15 protein-coding genes are annotated in these 18,640 nt (G+C 68.5%); 10 read left to right on the forward strand and 5 right to left on the reverse strand.

Translation table 11 applies throughout. The annotated features are described in order from the left end of the window. The first annotated feature begins 13 nt into the window (after positions 1–13). On the forward strand, positions 14–4,096 hold the full coding sequence (locus tag AB0F51_RS01820; RefSeq protein WP_360272499.1) for an alpha-(1->3)-arabinofuranosyltransferase: 4,083 nt from the start codon (positions 14–16) through the stop codon (positions 4,094–4,096). Here the strand turns inward: AB0F51_RS01820 and AB0F51_RS01825 are convergent. After that, positions 3,985–5,208 carry an acyltransferase gene (locus AB0F51_RS01825; protein WP_360272501.1) on the reverse strand — a complete coding sequence of 408 codons (1,224 nt, stop codon included), beginning with the start codon at positions 5,206–5,208 and terminating at the stop codon, positions 3,985–3,987. The two genes, AB0F51_RS01820 and AB0F51_RS01825, sit on opposite strands and share 112 nt — an antisense overlap. Further along, complete coding sequence (locus AB0F51_RS01830) at positions 5,205–7,004, reverse strand: hypothetical protein (RefSeq protein WP_360272504.1); 1,800 nt, start codon at positions 7,002–7,004, stop codon at positions 5,205–5,207. The genes AB0F51_RS01825 and AB0F51_RS01830 overlap by 4 nt, the downstream gene beginning before the upstream one ends. 111 nt (positions 7,005–7,115) lie before the next feature. Here AB0F51_RS01830 and AB0F51_RS01835 point away from each other — a divergent pair, with 111 nt between their 5' ends. Continuing rightward, on the forward strand, positions 7,116–8,210 hold the full coding sequence (locus tag AB0F51_RS01835; RefSeq protein ID WP_360272506.1) for a DUF3068 domain-containing protein: 1,095 nt from the start codon (positions 7,116–7,118) through the stop codon (positions 8,208–8,210). On the opposite strand, the gene AB0F51_RS01840 is transcribed toward AB0F51_RS01835, so the two are convergent. Genes AB0F51_RS01840 through AB0F51_RS01850 form a run of 3 tightly spaced genes read right to left on the reverse strand, consistent with a single transcriptional unit; the run spans position 8,207 to position 10,148 of the window. After that, on the reverse strand, positions 8,207–8,998 hold the full coding sequence (locus AB0F51_RS01840; protein WP_360272509.1) for a class I SAM-dependent methyltransferase: 792 nt from the start codon (positions 8,996–8,998) through the stop codon (positions 8,207–8,209). The two genes, AB0F51_RS01835 and AB0F51_RS01840, sit on opposite strands and share 4 nt — an antisense overlap. 38 nt (positions 8,999–9,036) lie before the next feature. Next, positions 9,037–9,585, reverse strand: coding sequence for an SRPBCC domain-containing protein (locus AB0F51_RS01845; protein ID WP_360272511.1), 549 nt, complete (start codon positions 9,583–9,585; stop codon positions 9,037–9,039). Continuing rightward, complete coding sequence (locus AB0F51_RS01850; RefSeq protein WP_360272514.1) at positions 9,582–10,148, reverse strand: TetR/AcrR family transcriptional regulator; 567 nt, start codon at positions 10,146–10,148, stop codon at positions 9,582–9,584. Before AB0F51_RS01850 ends, AB0F51_RS01845 begins: the two co-directional genes overlap by 4 nt. Positions 10,149–10,288: 140 nt before the next feature. Between AB0F51_RS01850 and AB0F51_RS01855 the strand changes: the two genes are divergently transcribed. From AB0F51_RS01855 to AB0F51_RS01890, 8 genes are all read left to right on the forward strand, one after another. Next, the gene (locus AB0F51_RS01855; RefSeq protein WP_360272517.1) at positions 10,289–11,197 is read left to right on the forward strand and encodes an SGNH/GDSL hydrolase family protein; all 909 of its coding nucleotides are present in this window, start codon (positions 10,289–10,291) and stop codon (positions 11,195–11,197) included. A 37-nt stretch (positions 11,198–11,234) separates the two neighbouring features. After that, a complete protein-coding gene (locus tag AB0F51_RS01860) occupies positions 11,235–12,140 on the forward strand; it encodes a phosphotransferase (RefSeq protein ID WP_360272520.1) in 906 nt (301 codons plus the stop codon). Between the two features lie 260 nt (positions 12,141–12,400). Further along, on the forward strand, positions 12,401–13,879 hold the full coding sequence (gene rpsA, locus AB0F51_RS01865; protein WP_360272523.1) for a 30S ribosomal protein S1: 1,479 nt from the start codon (positions 12,401–12,403) through the stop codon (positions 13,877–13,879). Between the two features lie 173 nt (positions 13,880–14,052). After that, positions 14,053–14,382 carry a DUF6355 family natural product biosynthesis protein gene (locus AB0F51_RS01870; protein WP_360272526.1) on the forward strand — a complete coding sequence of 110 codons (330 nt, stop codon included), beginning with the start codon at positions 14,053–14,055 and terminating at the stop codon, positions 14,380–14,382. A 108-nt stretch (positions 14,383–14,490) separates the two neighbouring features. After that, entirely contained in the window at positions 14,491–15,084 is a 594-nt protein-coding gene (gene coaE / locus AB0F51_RS01875; RefSeq protein WP_360272529.1) for a dephospho-CoA kinase, read from the forward strand. Between the two features lie 176 nt (positions 15,085–15,260). Then, a complete protein-coding gene (locus AB0F51_RS01880; RefSeq protein WP_360272532.1) occupies positions 15,261–16,472 on the forward strand; it encodes a PrsW family glutamic-type intramembrane protease in 1,212 nt (403 codons plus the stop codon). Further along, entirely contained in the window at positions 16,469–17,587 is a 1,119-nt protein-coding gene (locus AB0F51_RS01885; RefSeq protein ID WP_360272536.1) for a PT domain-containing protein, read from the forward strand. The genes AB0F51_RS01880 and AB0F51_RS01885 overlap by 4 nt, the downstream gene beginning before the upstream one ends. Next, the gene (locus AB0F51_RS01890) at positions 17,584–18,621 is read left to right on the forward strand and encodes a hypothetical protein (protein ID WP_360272539.1); all 1,038 of its coding nucleotides are present in this window, start codon (positions 17,584–17,586) and stop codon (positions 18,619–18,621) included. Before AB0F51_RS01885 ends, AB0F51_RS01890 begins: the two co-directional genes overlap by 4 nt. Positions 18,622–18,640 lie beyond the last annotated feature (19 nt).

Raw genomic sequence — 18,640 nt, forward strand, 5'->3', positions numbered from 1 at the left:
GAACACAGCGCCGATGACCCAAGCCCGCAAGGAGAAGGTGATCTGGCGGACCAGGTTGCTGCTGGGCTGCTTGGTCCTGATCGCCCTGTGCTTCCATCAGGCACCCGGCAAGATCGTCCCGGACACCAAACTGGACCTCACGGCCGGGCCGGGCCCGTTCCTGGCTCGCTCGCTGCACCTGTGGGATCCCCAAGGCGCTTTCGGCCAGCTGCAGAACCAGGCCTACGGCTACCTGATGCCGATGGGGCCTTTCCACTGGCTGCTGGACACGCTGTCCGTGCCTGACTGGGTCACGCAACGGCTCTGGTGGTCACTGGTCATGTGTGTGGCCTTCCTCGGCGTCTGGAAGCTCTGCGGCGCTCTCGGGTACGGCGCTCCGTGGGCGCGGTTCGCTGCCGCCCTGTTCTACGCGCTGAGCCCACGGATGCTCGGCGAGGTGGCGATCACCTCGATCGAGGTGTGGCCGCTGGCGATGGCTCCTTGGGTGCTGCTGCCGCTGGTGACGCCGAAGGCCCGCTCCGGCTGGTGGCGGGTCGGCTGGTCCGCCGTGGCCTTCGGACTGGTCGGGGGAGTCAACGCGGTAGCCACAGGCGCCACCCTGATCCTCCCTGCGCTGTGGTTGATCACCCGGCGGCTGGACAAGTCGACGCTCAAGGTCGCAGTGGCCTGGTTCGGCTGCGTGCTGGCCGTCTCCTTCTGGTGGCTGGTCCCACTGGCGATGCTGGGCCGCTACAGCCCGCCCTTCCTCGACTGGATCGAGAACGCCGCCGTCACGACCAGCAAGGCGAGCGCCTTCGAGTCGTTCCGCGGTACGTCGCAGTGGCTCAACTTCCTGTTGGCAGGAGACGGCCCGACCTGGCCTGCGGGCTGGCTCTATGTCACTCAGCCGGCTCTCATCCTCACGTCAGCCGTCATAGCCCTGGTCGGCCTGGTCGGCCTGGCGATGGGCACGCTGAAGCACCGGGGCTTCCTGCAGCTATCGCTCGTGGTCGGCCTGTTGCTGGTGACGCTCGGCCACGCAGGGGCGGCCGGCTCGCCGCTGGCTCCTCAGTTGCAGGATCTGCTCGACGGACCGCTCGCAGCCGTCCGCAACACCCACAAGTTCGAGCTAGTGGTCCGGCTGCCACTCGTACTGGCCGCAGCCCACGCCCTGACCCGCTTGGCGACCTGGGCGACTGCCCGAGGTGTCCACCGCCGCATCGTGCCGGTACTGGCGGCCTTCCTGGTTGTCTCGGTCGCCACGCCTGCGCTGTTCGCTCAGCTGCCACGACCGGAGTCCTACGAAGCGATCCCGGCCCATTGGCGTGAGGCCGCGACCTGGCTCGACAGCCAACCGACCAGCGGCAGCGTGCTCGTAGTACCGGCTGCTTCGTTTGCTGACTTCACCTGGGGCTCTACGAAGGATGAGCCGTTCCAGGCGTTGCTCAAGCGGCCGATGGCGGTCAGGGACGCAGTACCGCTCGGGTCTGCCGGTACTACGCGCTGGCTCGACGAGGTGGAGCGTCGACTGGGCTCAGGAGTCGGTGACGCCACCCTGCAGCAGGCCCTGGCCCGGGCAGGCGTGAAGTACGTCGTCGTTCGAAACGACCTGCGTGTCGACGCGCAGGTGACTCCGACCATGGCTGTCCACGAGAGCCTGGACGAGTCCGGCCTCAAGCGAGTCGCGTACTTCGGACCGCCGACCGGCAGCTCCATCGAGCAGCACCGCCTGACGCTGGACGAGCACACCCGGCTGCCCTACCCGAGTGTGGAGGTCTACGACGTCGGTGAGGTCACCCCGGCCCGGCTGGTCCCGCAGTCGCAGTTGGTCGAGGTTCGCGGCGCCCCCGAGGACGTGCCGGCGGTGCTGGCCGCGCTGGGCGGAGACCGGGAAGCAGTGACGAGCGCTGACGCCAAGGGCCTCGACAACCTTCCGCTGGTTCAGACGGATGGACTGCAGCGCCGCGAGGTGACTGTCGGCCGACCAGCGGAGAACGTGTCACCTGTCCTCAGCGCGGATGACCCAGGCCGGCAGAAACGACGCGCTCTCGACTACGTCGTCGATCCGGCAGCAGCCCTGACGACGAGGTCCTGGCAGGGCGGCCTCACCGGCGTCCGAGCCTCTTCGTCGGCGGCGGACGCGGACGCGACGCTGCGGTTGGGGCCTGGCAACGGCCCATCGGCAGCGGTCGACGGCGATCCCTCGACGCGCTGGGTCTCCGGCAACTTCGGGCGCAGCAGCGGCGAGTGGCTCGAACTCACCTTCGCCTCGCCCCGCACGCTCGACGACCTCTCGGTGCGGTTCTCGCTTGCGGCGCCGACCACCGAGTCGATCCGCACGCTGAAGGTGGACACCGATCGCGGGTCGCTGACCTCGGCCGTGCAGGACACGGACAAGCCGCAGCGCATCCCGGCACCGGCCGGTACGACGCAGCGGCTGCGGATCACGGTCGGGGTGACCGACGGCCGAAACCCCAACGGTGTCTCGATCTCCGAGGTCTCGCTGCCTGGCCTGAATCCGGTGAGCAGGTTGGTGATCCCGTCCGGGCTCGGTCGTCAGCCAGACACCCTGCTGTTCCGGAACCAGCAGCCCGGACGCTCAGCCTGTCTGCACGCCGGCACGCGGCCACTGTGTCGCGAAGGCGTCGCGCGCGACTCCGAGGAGGCGACCGGTCTGCTGCGCAGCGTCGACCTGCCGGCGGCCGGGTCGTACCAGCTGCAAGGGACGGCGCTGCCGAAGGACGGCGACGCACTGGAACGCCTCCTGGACCGGCCTGCGCCCATTCGCGCCGCTGCATCCTCTCGCGCGGTCACCGCGCCCGAGGGACGGCCGGGGGCCGTGGTCGACCGCGACCTCGGCACTGGCTGGGTGGCCGGTACGGAGGACCTGCGGCCGACGCTGACGCTGAGGCTGCCCGGGGTGAGGAAGAAGGCGGTGTCGGGGCTGCAGTTCCTCCACGACCCGTACCTGGCGGCGTCCCGGGCGACCACGGTCTCCGTCCGTCTCGATGGCCGGCCGAGCGTCGAGTACCGGATCGATCCGCAGGGCTTTGTGACCTTCCCCGCCGGCACGACAGTGCGGAAGCGGATCGGGATCACCTTCACCGGCAACGACCAGTCCGTCGACGTCGACGCCGCGAGCGGGTTCGCCAGGCACCTCCCGGTCGGTGTCTCCGAACTGCGGGTGCTCGGCATCGACCAACTGCGTAAGCCGGTCGATCTGGCGGCGACGACCGGAGCACAGTGCGGCTTCGGCCCCTCGGTCCGCATCGACGGTGTGGACCTGCCGACGCGACTCACCGGAACCGTTCGCGACGCACTGCAGCGGCAGCCGCTCGGTTTCACGCTCTGCAAGCAGCGCACTGTCCAGCTGCCCTCTGGCCGCCACACCGTCGATGCTGTGGCGAGCCCCGACTTCGTACCGGTGGAGGTCAAGCTGACCAGGCCGGCATCCGCGCCCACGTCGGTCACACCGGTCAAGAGGGTCGAGATCTGGCGCTCGACGCCGGCGTCGATGACCCTCGAAGTACCGCAGGCTGACGAGCAGTCCGTGCTGGCTGTCGGGCAGAACTTCAGTACTGGCTGGGAGGCCTACGACGGCACCGGTCGCAAGCTGGTCCCGTTGCGGGTGGGCGGCTGGCAGCAGGGCTGGATCCTCCCGGCCGGGCCGGAGCAGGTGGTCACGGCACGGTTCACGCCGGATCGGGACTATCGCGCCGGGTTGCTGGTCGGCCTGATCCTCTTCCTCGTCGTTGTGGGGCTGGCGATCTTCGCTCGCCTCGGGCTGTCGCGCCGCTCGGCGCACAGGCTCCGCGAGGGTCGCCCGGTCGGACCCTTGGTCGCATCCGTGCTGGCAGTGGCAGCGGGGACGTTCATGGCCGGCTGGATCGGACTGGCGGCAACTCTGGTCGCAGCCGTGCTCGCCTGGATCCTCGACGGACGCCGGCTCGTCCTCATCGCAGTCGTGGTCGGTGTGGTCCTGCTGGGATCGCTGGTCGCCGCCGTTCAGCCGTGGCCGGACGGGGGAGCGGGCCTGACCTCGGGCTTGGTCCAGTCGTCGATCCTCTTCGGCTGCGCGTTGGCGCTGCTCTCCCGGCCGACCCCGGAGACGTCGTAGCTGCGGTCGTGCCGTCCCCAGCGCATGATCGGCCGCTCCGTCCCGTAGTAGCTCGCCGCGGCCACCGCGACCGAAGCAACCAGAGTCGGCCAGAAGAGAGCCGCGAAGCTCCCACCGAAGAGGGTCTGGCCGAAGACCTGCTGGACGAGGCTCAGCACGATGAGGTGATACACGAACACGCCGTACGAGATGTCGCCCGCGAAGCGGCCGGCCCTGCCACCCAGTACTGCGACGGTGCGGCGGGTCGGCGTGATCGCGGGGAACAGCACGCAGGCGGCGATCGCGGTGTAGAGCAGGCTCTTCATGACCGCCTGACCCACGCTTGGGAGGGTCAGGCCGTACGGGCCGACGATCGGGCTCGACGCGATCAGGAACAACGCGACGGCGATCCCCCAGACGGTGCCGGGGATCTTGACGAGCGTGTCCAGCAGAGACGGGTTGAGCCGGCCGCTGGCCCGGGCGACCTGCCACAGCGCGAACCCCATCCCGACAGCGAACCAGCCGAGATAGCCGGGCAGCCACAGCCCCGCCAGCGGCTTGCCGGTCGCAGTGATGGAACCCATCCAGACCGGTCCGAGCAGGGTGAAGCCGAACAGCACTGCCAGCCGCCAGCGCACCGCCCGCCGGGTCGGTCGCTCGTAGCTGGTCAGCAGCCTCGCGAGGAACGGCAGCAGCAAGTAGAACGCCACCTCGGTGGCAAGGCTCCACAGTTGCGTCAAGCCGTGCACTGTCGGTCCGTTGACGTAGATCTGGGTGAAGACGGCGTGATGCAGGTAGTACACCCAGTTGACGGCCTGGTCGTTCGGCACCAGCCAGGCGGCCAGCAGCACAGCGATCCAGAGCGCGGGCAGGATGCGCAGCGCCCGGTTGCGCAGGTACGGCAACAGGTGCGGCTGCTCGGTCTCCTCGAACCACGCGACGACATGCGGACGGTAGAGCAGGAAGCCGGAGATCGCGAAGAAGATGGCCACCCCGATGTCCAGGCGCGACAGCAGACCCGCGAACGGGCCGTTCAGCGCGTCACCGCTCTGGAAGCCGACATGCGTCGTCAGCACGGCGACCGCGCCGATCGCGCGCAGTCCGTCGAGTGCCGGGAACCTCATGCGTCTCATCCAGTCCCCTTGGGTAGGCCGAGCTCGAATTCGCCCAGACAGACGGTAGCCGCTGGGTCGAGGCTGCGCAGCCGGACGGCCACTGGACGGATCGGCTCGGACGTGCCGAAGTACATGTTCGCGAGCTGGCTGCTGGGCCAGGGATCGGCGGGCAGCGGCATCGCCACCATCTGGCCGTCGGCGGCGACGAGCTCGACCAGCACGCGGACCTCCTGCTGGGACGAGTAGGCCAGCTTGGCGAACCAGCGCGTCGGGTCGTGAGCCACCAGCACCTGGAGTGGCTGCGTCACCGGCGCCGTTCCCTGCAGCTTCCGGGCACAGTTGCCGGGGGTGTTGGTCTTCGCCCAGCTGACGAAGGTGGCGGGCTCGAGGTGACCGGTGGCGGACACGATTTGTGGATCTCCGGGGCCCTGCAGGCGAAAGGGGATGCCGGCGGTGCGCAGTACGGGGGACAGGCGTCTGTCCTCGGACAGGATCGTGGAGACCGTCGAGGGCATCGAGATGTCCCACAGGTTCACCGAGGGCCCGGCGTTCTCCAGGTCGGCGGTGAGGTTGTCGAAGTACGCGCGGGACGGGTTCCTGCCCCAGAGTTGCGCGAAACCGGCGTCCGATACGACGACCGCGCCGGTCCAGGCGACCAGGCAGCAGGCCACCACGACGGGCACCAGCCGGGACAGCCGCGCGCCCAGCCGGACGGATCGGAGGGTCAGGACGACGGCGAGGATCAGCGGGATCGCCATGTCCGACCAGTAGTGGTAGTGCAGGACGAAAACCGCACCGAAGACCTCGAACCGTCCGTACGACAGCAGCAACCAGGTTGTCAGTACATAGAGGGCCACCGATCCCCAGAACAGCAGGACGCGTCGGTCCGACCGCCACGCGATGAGGAGCAGCACCACCAGCACGACCGACCCGATCACCACCGCTACGGCAGGCGCATCGGCCAAGCCGTACGGCACTGCTGCCTCACTCCACCGCCACGGCCCACCAGCCAGCGCACCGACCGGTACTGCGATTGCGCGCCAGGCCAGTTTGAGCAACTGACCCAAGCCCGGCCAGTTGCCTTCGGAGGGTCGGCCGTGGCTGGCATAAAGGATGCCAAAGGCAACAAGTGGGACGGCGAACGCGGCGCCGAGCGGCCAGCTCTGCCTGACCCACTGGCGCAGCGAGGTCTTGCGCAGGTAGAGGGCCAGCGCGAGCACGGTGAAGAGGATGACGATCGACTTCTCCCAGCAGGCCAACGAGATCAGCAGCGAAAGCGGGCCATAGGCAACCGCTCGGCGCCGGCGACCGGCGTACCAGTCGACGGTGGCGTGCAGGGTCAGGATGCCGAAGACGTGGGCCGGCAGGTTGTTGACCGCGCTGGCCAGGGACATGAACGACGGCATGCTCACCGGGGTCAGCGCGTAGAGGGCGGTGCCGGCGACGGCCCACCAGTTCGGGCCGAGCAGGCGGAGCAGCAGGAAGCCGAACAGGACGATCGCGATCGCCTGCATCAGCACCCGCCAGGCGACGGTGACGTCGTAGTTCAGTGGGGCGACGTGGGCGAAGACGGCGTAGACGAAGCGCAGGCCGGGGGCGATGTGATCGTTCACCGGGGTGAGCAGGTCACCCGGTGCGAAGCCCTTTCCGCCCTGGACCAGGAAGTCGAGGTCGTCGCTCTGCCAGGAGCCGCGCCGGGCCAGCAAACCGAGCACGACGGCCTGGACGACCGCGATCGCCAGCACGGCGATTCGTAGTACCGCATCGTCCGGTGCCGCACGCAGCCGGCCGGACGCCCCCCAGATGCCACTCATGGGGCCGGACTATATTCCAGTTCGGCCACTGCTGGATTTTCTCGCCGTTGGTCCCTGTTCAAGGCCCCTACTCGCTGGTAGCGTCCCGCGAACAGACCGGGAGGGGTTGTTGTGGGGAATCGCAGTCGGGTGCTGATGATCGCACTGGGGATCTTCTTTGTGGGGATCGCGGCATTGGCCAAGTTCTACGCGTATCCGACGCTGGCGGTGGCGCCGGCGGACCAGGTCGCGCACACCGTGTCGACCGGTCCGGACGCGACCATCTTCAGCGTCGCGGACCTGGCCGAGAAGAAGGGCGTGACGCTGGAGGCACGGCGGACCGTCCGCGGCGACGTCAAGGCCGCGCAGGACATCAGCAAGAAGCTGAATCGTGACGTCGTCGTCTTCGACACCGCGGTGGTGACGGACGACGAGCCGAACTACCAGTTCCCGGACGACAAGACGGACACGTCCAAGCTGCCGTTGAGTTTTGTCCAGGAGCGGGTGGTGCTGGACGCGCACACCGGTGAGGCGGTCCGCTGGACCGACGCCGAGACCGGGGAGTACATCTCCACGTCGCTGGAGAAGGCCGACCGCAAGACGGCCGAGAACGGTGGCGACGAGTTCTTCCGCGGGCACGAGGGCCTGGTGCTGAAGTTCCCGTTCGGCACCGAGAAGAAGGAGTACAAGTTCTGGGACTCCACCACGCGCAAGGCGTTCCCGATCAAGTACAAGGGCGAGGACAAGCTGCAAGGCCTCCCGGTGTACGTGTTCGAGCAGGAAGTGCCGAAGCAGGAGATCCCGCTGGCCAAGCCGCTGATGGTTCCGGCCAAGGTGGTCGGCGAGACCGGCGACGCGGCGGTCGAGGTGAAGCGCAGCTACCAGAACACCCGCACGCTGTGGATCGAGCCGGTCACCGGCGCGATCATCAAGGGCCAGGAGAAGCAGCTCGCCTCGCTGGAGTTCAACGGCGAGCCCCGGGCGACCGCGACCGAGGTGACGATCGCGTACGACGACGCGACGGTGAAGAAGAACGTCAAGGGCGCCAAGGAGAACGGTGTCGAAGAGGGTGGCTACCAGGCGAAGGCCTCGCAGCTGAACCTGATCGGCTTCTGGGTCCCGCTCGTCTCGCTGATCATCGGGCTGCTGTTGCTCGCCCTGGTCGCCGCGTCGGCGCTGCGTCCCCAGCCCGTTGCCACCCGGGCCCGCAGGGAAGAGTCGGACTAGCTCTTGTGGGCTGACCAGATCGCGGTACCGGGAACGAGCCGGCCGCGGTCTGGTCCCCAGCCGCCCCACACCTGGTCGTTGCCGGCCGGCCACTCGGGTTCGAGCAGGTCGTCGATGACGAAGCCGGCGCCGGTGAGAGCCCGGATCCAGTCGCCGGTGGTGCGATGGTGCTCGGCGTACACGGGGGTGCCCTGGCCGTCGAACTCGACGTACGGGCGGCGATCGAAGTACGAGTGAGTGATCCGCAGACCGGCCGGCGTGGGATCGTCCGGCATGCTCCAGCGGATCGGGTGCGTCACGGAGAAGACGAGCAGACCGCCCGGCTTCAAGGTCCGGGCGATCTCCTTCAGTGCCGCCTCCGCATCGGCGATGAACGGCAAGGCGCCGAACGCCGAGCAGGCGATGTCGAAGCTGCCGTCCCGGAACGGGATGGCGACGGCGTCAGCAGCAACAGTCCGTACCGCGGTCCCGGTACGCCGGTCCAGTTGCTGCCCGACCCGGAGTTGCTCGACGGAGATGTCGAAGGCGACCACGTCGGCCGACTGACCGGCGAGCCAGCGAGCGCATTGCGCCGCGCCGCAGCCGACCTCGAGGATCCGCTTGCCGCGCACCGGGCCGAGAAGCTGGGCTGCGGCCTCGTCGACCCCTTCGGGACACCAGATGAACCTGTCGTCGCCGAGGAACTCGCCGTGCTCTTCGAGATACTCCTCCGCGGCCGAATCCCAGTAGGTCCGGCTCGCTTTCGAGGTCTCCGGCTCCGTCAGTTCCACCCGTCGCGGCTCCACCACGCCGTCACCCTATCCAGCCGCCTGCTCTTGGCAGGACCTCAGCCGGCGGCTCGTTTCGCCAGCGCCTCGTTCATCGCGACGAACTGGGGCTTGATCGTCGAGTTCAGCATGCCGGTGGAGAGCGGGACCGCGATGCCGTTGAACTCCTCCTGGTGGATCAGTTTCGAGCGCCCGCCGGGCAGCGCCTCGATCCGGAACGAGTGCTCGCCGTCGAAGATGCCGCCGAAGCCGAGCTTGCCGATCCAGCGCAGCTCCTTGCCCGGCTCGACCACCAGCAGCGTGGGAGAGAAAGTCGTTTCGTCGCCGTTGGTGTCCTTGAGGACGTTGGTGATGGTCGCCCCCGCGGTCAGTTCGCCGGTCGACGAGATGATGAACGGATTCCACTCCGGGTACACCGCGCGGTCGGCGAGCACCTTCCAGACGTCGTCCGGCGTGGCCGCGATCTCGATCTCGGTGCGCAGGACAGTGGTGTGGGCGATCGCGTAAACGCAGTACCCGGCCAGCAGGACGACGATCGCGGCGAGCGCGGTCAGGACGCGGCGGCGTACGGGGGACTTCTTCTTGGTGGTGACGGTGGCGGTGGTCATCGGGACTCCTCAGGACCGAGGACGCTGCGTACGAGCGTCCTGGCGTAGTCGGGGGACAGCGGCTCGCCGGTGACGAGGAGCCGGTAGTACAGCGGGCCGACCAGTTGGTCGACCAGGACAGCGGGGGAGACGTGGCCGAGGACGAGGCCGGCCTCCTGGGCCTTGGCGACCACGGCCGTCACGGCGCGGTGCCGCTCGGCCCACAACGTGCGGACGCTCTCGCTGACGCGCGGTTCGCGAGCAGCCGCGGCCGCTAGGTCGGCCACCAGGGTCGTGGGCGTCTCGGTGAGGCCGGCGGCGATCGCGGAGACGAGGGCCGTCAGGTCGCGGCGTGGGTCGTCGGACGGTTCGAAAGGGATCTCCTCGCGGAGGCTGGTGATCAGTGCGACGACGAGCTCGGCCTTGGACGGCCAGCGCCGGTACAGCGTCGTCTTCGCGACACCGGCCCGCTCGGCGACCCGGTCGATCGACAAGCCGTCGTATCCGCCGCGCTGCAGTTCCTCGGCCGCCGCTGCGAGCACCTTGCCCTCGATGGCGGAGTCGCGGGGTCTTCCTCGTGGCATGCCTTTACGCTACAGCGGTAGCGTAAATAACGCAACCCAGATTGTTCGGCTCCAGGTCTTGCCGGAGAGGTGAGATTTCTTCATGCTGGCTCGCACGCGAACTGTTACCGACCAGTCACTTAACGTCTAAGGCGGGCAGCATGCAGAAGAGATCAGCACGTGCGCGGATGGTTGCGGTACTCGGTGCGGCGGTGACCCTGGTCGCCGGCCCGCTCACGACCCAGGCTCAGGCGCAGGCAGCCGCGCCACCGCTGGTCTATGTCGCGATGGGTGACTCGTTCGCGGCCGGTTCGCTGGTGCTTCCCGCGAAGGAGGTGCTCACCTGCGCGCGGTCGGCGGTCAACTACGCGTCGCTGATCGCCGCCCAGCTCCAGCCCGCGAAGTTCCGTGACGTCACCTGTGGCGCCGCGGAGACCAAGCACTTCGCCAACCCGCAGCCGGGGATCGTGCTGGGGACGGCGGCACCGCAGTACGACGCACTGAGTGCGGACACCACGCTCGTCACCGTCGGGATCGGTGGCAACGACATCGGGCTGGTCGGGCTCGCCTTCTCCTGCGTGAACCTGCTGCCGCCGGGGGTGGGCAAGTCGTGCAAGGCGGCGAACACCTCCGGTGGGGTGGATCTGCTGGCCCAGAAGATCGACGCGTTCGCGCCGACGTACGGCACGGTGATCGAGGAGATCCGGCAACGCGCTCCGCAGGCGAAGATCCTGATGGTCGGCTACCCGACCGGGATCAGGAAGGGCGGTTGCTGGCCCGTCGTACCGGTGTGGGGCATGGACGCGGACTACCTGCAGGCGGCGCTGACGCGGTTGAACACCCGGATGGCCGAGCAGGCCAGCGCGCACGGGGCGACGTACGTCGATCTGGCGACGCCGAGCGTCGGTCATGACATGTGCAAGAGCGCGTCGACGAGGTGGATCGAAGGGCTGATCCCGAGCCCGACGACCAACGGTCTGGTCCCGCTGCACCCCAATGCGGCCGGCCTGCGGAACGCAGTACCGACGGTTCTGGCGGCAGCCGGACTCTCGGTGCCCACCAAGGCGTAGTCCCCGGCTGGCGGTGCGGTGCGGCAAGATCGTGCGGGTGGATGGATTCGAGGCGATCGCTGCCAGTGCCGTACCGCTGGCCGGTGGGTACGGCGGTGAGACGTACGCCGTGAGCGCGGCCGGTGAGGATGCCGTGCTGAAGCTCTACGGCAGACGTCCGGAGCGGGCGGCGGTCGACATCTCGCTGATGCGGCTGGTGCGCGGACTACTGCCCGTACCGCGGGTGCTGGACGCGATGCCGGAGCCGGCGGGCGACGGGGCTCCTCCTTATGTTCTGTACGAACGGCTGCCCGGCGTGAACCTCGAGACCTATCTCGAGGGCGCCGGCGAGGATGAGCGGCGGAAGGTGGGGGAGCAGCTCGGAGAACTCCTGGTCCGGCTGAGTGGCATGCCGTTCCTGACTTTCGGGGACTTCGCCGGGCGTGAGCTGGCGGTCGTGTCGTTCGGCGTCGGCGGGCTGGAGGAGTTCTTTGCTTCGCACGCCGAGGGGATCGGGCTGACTCCGGCGCAGCGGGCGGGCTTCGAGGCGGTGCTCGATCAGGCCGAGGAGCTGGCCGAGACCGGAGTGGACCGGATCTGTCTGGTGCACAGTGACTTCAACCCGAAGAATCTGCTGGTCGACCCGGCCACGGCGCGACTGACCGGGTTGATCGATTGGGAGTTCGCGCATGCCGGCTCGCCGTACGCGGATCTGGGGAACCTGTTGCGGTTCTGTACCGATCCGGTGCTCGCGGGCGCGGTGCTGGGCGTCGTACGGGCTGGTCCTGAGCTCGGCGACCGGTTGGTGGAGCGGGCGCGGGCGGCTGATCTGTGGGCCTTGATCGACCTGGCTTCCCGCCCGGCGGCGAACCCGGTGGCCGCCGCGGCGAACGCTCTGGTCGCCCGGATCGCGGACACGGGCGACCTCGCGGGCGGGCGGCCGGAGGTTGACGTCGTACATTGAGAACAGCTTCGTTGTCAGGCGCGTCGGGGGACCTCGGCGGGCGGCCGGTCGCCACCGGGTGCCCCGGGTTGCCGTGCCCTCGTCCTTACACGTATTCTGTGAGATGCGCTATGGGCCCGCGCGACCTCGGACGGAGCAGGCTCGTGCTCGCAGCAAGTCGGTGGTGATTCTGTCCTGTTCAGGCTATCCAGCGGTGTGATGCGATCCAACGGCCCGGGTGCACCCGTACGACACCATCAGCCCACGGAGCAACCCACCACATGACGGCCAGCATCGAGGCACCTCTCGACCCCGCAGTACGCACCACCCCGCAGGTAGCGGTCAATGACATCGGGTCGGAGGAAGACTTCCTCGCGGCGATCGATCTGACCATCAAGTACTTCAACGACGGCGACATCGTTGAGGGGACCATCGTCAAGGTCGACCGGGACGAGGTTCTCCTCGACATCGGTTACAAGACCGAAGGCGTCATCCCGTCGCGCGAGCTGTCGATCAAGCACGACGTCGACCCGAACGAGGTCGTCAACGTCGGCGACCACGTCGAGGCCCTGGTTCTCCAGAAGGAGGACAAAGAAGGCCGCCTGATCCTGTCGAAGAAGCGCGCCCAGTACGAGAAGGCCTGGGGCACGATCGAGAAGATCAAGGAAGAGGACGGCGTCGTCACCGGTACCGTCATCGAGGTCGTCAAGGGTGGACTCATCCTGGACATCGGCCTGCGTGGCTTCCTGCCGGCATCGCTGGTCGAGATGCGCCGGGTCCGCGACCTCCAGCCGTACGTCGGCCAGGAGATCGAGGCCAAGATCATCGAGCTCGACAAGAACCGCAACAACGTGGTTCTGTCGCGTCGCGCGTGGCTGGAGCAGACGCAGTCCGAGGTGCGGATGAACTTCCTCACCCAGCTGCAGAAGGGCCAGATCCGCAAGGGTGTCGTCTCCTCGATCGTCAACTTCGGTGCCTTCGTGGACCTGGGTGGCGTCGACGGTCTGGTGCACGTCTCGGAGCTGTCCTGGAAGCACATCGACCACCCGACCGAGGTCGTCGAGGTCGGCCAGGAGGTCACCGTCGAGGTGCTGGACGTCGACATGGACCGCGAGCGCGTCTCGCTGTCGCTGAAGGCGACCCAGGAAGACCCGTGGCAGCAGTTCGCCCGGACCCACCAGATGGGCCAGATCGTGCCCGGCAAGGTCACCAAGCTGGTGCCGTTCGGTGCGTTCGTCCGCGTGGAGGAGGGCATCGAGGGTCTGGTGCACATCTCCGAGCTGGCCGAGCGTCACGTCGAGATCCCGGAGCAGGTCGTTCAGGTGAACGACGACGTGATGGTCAAGATCATCGACATCGACCTCGAGCGTCGCCGGATCTCGCTGTCGCTGAAGCAGGCCAACGAGGGTGTCGACCCGGTCTCGGACGACTTCGACCCCACGCTGTACGGCATGGCGGCGACGTACGACGACCAGGGCAACTACGTCTACCCGGACGGTTTCGACCCGGAGACCGGCGAGTGGCTCGAGGGCTTCGACAAGCAGCGTGAGGAGTGGGAGCGGCAGTACGCCGAGGCCCACGCGCGCTGGGAAGCCCACAAGAAGCAGATCGAGGAGGCCAAGACGGCCGACGTCGAGGCCGGCGAGGCGTCCACGTACTCGTCCGCCGCTGCTCCGAAGGACGACGCTCCCGTCGAGGGCGCGCTCGCTTCCGACGAGGCGCTCCAGGCTCTCCGCGAGAAGCTGACCGGCCAGGGCTGATCCACCGCAGTACCCGCAGTACCCGAGACCCCCGCACCCCCGTACTGGGTGCGGGGGTCTCGCCTTGGTTAGATCAGCACGGAATGGATGGAAAGGGTGACTTTCTGTGGCGGAGGCTGGTCTGGGGTCATCCCCCCGAAACCAGTTCCATCGCCGACGAAAGGCAGACATCCATGCAGGGATTCGTCAAGAAGGCTGCTCTTACTGTGGCAGCGACGGCAGCGCTCCTCGCGGGCACCGCGACCGCCGGGACCGCGACCGCCACGACCACCTCGCCGGCATCGGAGGTGGGTGTCGCAGCCGCCTGCGGTGAGCACACCAGCGGCATCTACGTTTACTACTACCACTGCACGAACGACGGCAGTTCGGTCCTGGTGTACGTCGAGCACAACGGCAACCCCGGATCACCCAACGACTACTACGTCTGTGTAGGCCCGAACCAGAACAAGTTCGTCGGCTACACCTACTGGGTCATCGACGCCCGCTACATCCAGACCTGCTGACCCTGAATGCTCTGCGCCCCCGGCCGTTTTCGGTCGGGGGCGCAGTTGGGTCTGGCCCGGGCGGATGCGGTGTGAGAGTGGCGGCGGGGGAGTGGATAGGGTGCGGGGGTGCTGAGAGTTGGGTTGACCGGGGGGATCGGGGCAGGCAAGAGTGCGGTGGCGGCGCGGCTGCGGGAGCGCGGCGCCGTGGTGATCGACTCGGACCTGCTCGCGCGGGAAGTGGTTGCCCGCGGCACCGACGGGCTGGCCGAGGTGGTCGAGGCCTTCGGTGACGTGCTGACGGCCGACGGCGAGCTGGACCGGCCGGCGGTCGGCCGGATCGTGTTCGGGGACGAAGTTGCCCGGCGCAAGCTCGAGGCAATCATCCACCCGCGGGTGCGGGCCCGGGCCGCCGAGATCGAGGCCGGCGCACCGGCAGACGCCGTGGTGGTGCACGACATCCCTTTGCTGGTGGAGACCGGACAGAGCGACAAGTTCGACCTGCTGCTGGTGGCCGACGTACCGGTCGAGGTCCAGCTCGAGCGGCTGACCCGGGACCGGGGGATGACAGAGGAGGAAGCCAAGGCCCGGATCGCCAGCCAGGCAACGCGCGAGCAGCGGCTGGCGGTCGCGGACGTGGTCGTGGACACCTCCGGGAGCCTGGCCGCGCTGGACGCCCGGATCGACGAGATCTGGCCCACGCTCGCGGCGCGCGCCCGATGACGCCCGCAGAGCACGGTCTGGACACGAAAAGGTGACCCTTGGGCGGGAAATGATGATTCCCGGCCGGGCTGTACGAGAATCTGTCCGGGTTCGCCCGGTCTGAGGATCCGGCCGAGCTGACCACCCCTCGGCGCGTGCTCCGCGCCGGTCCGCAAGTCCAAGGTTGGGAGGATGGCGTGGAATGTCCGCGCTGTAGCTCTGACGTCCCCGAGGTCTCGCATTTCTGCCACCACTGTGGCAACGATCTGCAGTCCACGGACGTCGAGCGCAAGAAGGCGTACGCGGCGAGGCCGGACGAACCGGTCGCCTCGTTCAAACTGGTCTCGACGATCATGCCGCAAGGCGCCGGCCGTCAGCCGTACACCTACAAGGTCGCGCTGGGCGTCGCCCTGCTGCTGACCGTGGTGACGGCCGCGCTGGGCGCGTTGCCGGTCGCGATCATGGTGACCGCCTTCGCCATTCCGATCGTCTACATCCTGTACCTGTACGACGTGAACCTGTGGGAGGACGAGCCGATCCCGGTCGTCGCCGCGGCGTTCGTGCTGACCGGCGGGCTGGCCTGGTTGTTCACCTGGCTCTGGTCCGATCGCATCGGCCTGTCGACCGACCTGGCCGGCGCCACGTCGGCCGGCCCGTCCGGCCGCGACCTGCTGATCCTGATGCTGCTGGTGCCGGTCGTGTCGGAACTGATCCGCCAGATCGGCCCGATCTACCTGGCCTCGCGGCCCCGGTACGACGACCTGATGGACGGCTTCACCTTCGGCGTGGTGGCCGGTGTTGGGTTCGCCTGCTTCGAGACGCTCGTCCTGCACTGGGGCTGGATCAGCGGCGGCTTCGCCGGTCCGGGCAGCAGCACCGGGACGTGGATCTCGGTCGTCCTGCTGCAGGGCTTCGTGAAGCCGCTGATCTACGGCTCGGCCACGGGTCTCGCGGTGGCGGAGTTCTCCGGCCTGGGTGAGAAGTACGACGGCTTCACGCCGCGCTGGGTGTTCGGCCTGCTCCAGGCGATGGTGGTCAACGCTGTCTTCCAGGGCGGTGTCTACCTGCTCGGCTTCGTCGGCGGGCGGGGCTCGACGATCGGCGCCGTCCTCGGCGTGGTCTGGGGCCTGCTCCTGCTCGGCGCGCTGATCATCCTGGTCCGCACCGTGCTGCACAAGGGTCTGCTCGAGGCGGCCCTCGAGTCCGCCGCTCGCGGTGGCTCCAACCACGCCTCGGGTGAGCTGGCCTTCTGCTCGCGCTGCGAGATGCCGCTGCTGCCGCACTCGGACTTCTGCTCCGCCTGTGGCAACTCGGTGCGTTCCGTGCCGAAGTCCGAGCGCGGAGTGGCAGTGCAGGCGAGCGCGCCGGCCGCCGGCTTCGATGGGACGACTGGGGAGACGCAGGCATGAGCAACCAGCAACCGCCGTACGGTCAGGGCGGACCGGGCCAGCCAGGACCGGGTCAGCCAGGATCGGGCCAGCCGGGTCAGCCGGGGCCGGGGCAGCCGCCGTATGGGGGCCAGCCGGGCTACGGGCAGCCGGGCCAGGGTCAGCCGGGGCAGCCGCCGCAGCAGGGGCAGCCGGGACAGGGTCAGCCGGGTTACGGGCAGCCGCCGTACCAGGGCGTGCCTCCGCAGGGTGTGCCGCCGCAGGGGCAGCCGCAGCATGGTGTGCCGCCTCAGGGGCCGCCGCAGCAGTACCCCGGTCAGCAGGCGCCGTATCCGGGCCAGCAGCCGGGCTACCCGCAGCAGCAGGGCTACCCGGGTCAGCAGTACCCGGGGCAACAGCAGTGGGGCCAGCCTGCTTCGCAGTACCCCGGTGGTGGCCGTGGCAAGGGCACCAACAAGATCGTGTTCCTCGCCGGCGGAGGCCTGGTCGCGGTAGCGATCATCGGTGTCATCCTCGCGCTCGTGTTCGGCGGCGGTGACGACGACAAGCAGGTGCAGCCGCCGCCCATCGAGCCGACGTCGCAGCCGACGAACGAGCCCACCAACCCGCCGACGTCGCAGCCGACCAACGAGCCCACCAACCCGCCGACCTCGCAGCCGACGAACGAGCCGAGTGGGCCGGCCGACGAGGGTATCGAGGTCTCCGACGGCGTCTACGTGAAGCCGCAGCCGGGCTACTTGCGCAAGACGCTGCAGAAGTTCAACGGCGTCTACCTGCTGAAGGCCGGCGAGGCGTACTTCATGGTGGAGACCTTCAAGTCGACCAACAACGACACCGCCGCGAGCGTGCTGCAGCAGCTGGGCAAGGTCGAGACGAAGACCCTGTCGCAGGTCAAGCAGAACAAGCCGGTGGAGATCACTCCCACCCAGGGCAACATCAAGTTCATGACCTCGCAGAGCTACAGCGGGACCGCCACCACGCAGAACGGCACCCTGCCGGTGATCGGCCTGGTCGCCGTGATCGAGCGCAAGGACGGCGTGATGTCGCTCGTCCGGGTGTACGGCCGCAAGGACAAGGGCGAGAGCATCCAGAAGGACGTCTCCGCGATGCTGAACTCGGTGATCAAGAGCCAGTGAACGGAAAGCGCGACAAGGGTCAGGGCCCACGGAACCCGTGGGTCCGCAAGACCGATGCCGAGGACACCGAGGAGACCACCCCGGAGCCGGAACTTCCGCCTTCGCCGTGGTCCCTCGAGGTCCCGGCACAGCCGCCGTCCCCCTGGGACACACCAGATGCCGGTACTACGCCCGCTGCCGGGGGAGCCCCCGGTGGCGGGGCAGTGCCCGGTGGGTCGGCAGCAGCCGGTGGCGGAGCGGCGCCCGGCGGCAAAGCGGGATCTGGTGATCCGGCGCCCGGTGCTGCGGGTTCGGCGCCGTCCACTTGGAGTGCGGCCGGCACTACTCCGGTACCGCCCGCGGCGGGCGGTACCGGAGTACCGGGGGACAGTTGGGGAGATCGGATCAGCCCGCCGTCCTTGCGGCGGCCCGAGCCGGTCAAGAAGGGGTTCAAGCTCCCGCCGGTTGTCCTCCCGATCGTGGCCGGCCTGCTGGTCGTAGTACTGGTTGCTGTTGCCCTGGTGCTGCTGACTGGGGGTGACGACAAGAAGGCAGATCCGGGTCCGGTCCAGTCGCCCACTCCGAAGCCCTCGGCGTCGTACACGCCTCCTGCGAACGCGATCCCGGTCGAGTTCGGCGTCTCGGTCGTGCCGGCGCCGGGCTGGAGCGTCGTAACCAAGGAGACCCGGGGCAAGCAGCTGGCGATCTACGCGCCGAACGGTGAGCCGCGGGCGTTCCTGTGGGTCCGGCAGAAGCAGAACGTCACCGCGAACGCGTTCGCGATCGGCATCGTCGAGGGCGAGACCGAGCAGAAGATCGCCCAGCTCGGCAACGTCCGGAACCTGCCGTGCCCCAAGGACGTCTTGGTGGAGTGCGTCGCGCTCTCCTACACGATCACCCCGGGGCAGGGGACCTCGGTCAAGGGCGAGGTGGAGGCGTACCGGCGCAAGGACGGCCTGGTCACCGCGCTGGACTACCAGACCCGCTCCGACTACGCACCGACTTCCGACGCGGCCGTGGGCCCGATGAAGCAGTCCGTCATCGACAGCCTGTGACCCGCGATCAGCTACCGAC

Origin of the sequence: Kribbella sp. NPDC023855 (assembly GCF_040639475.1) — a bacterium.
Lineage (GTDB): Bacteria > Actinomycetota > Actinomycetes > Propionibacteriales > Kribbellaceae > Kribbella.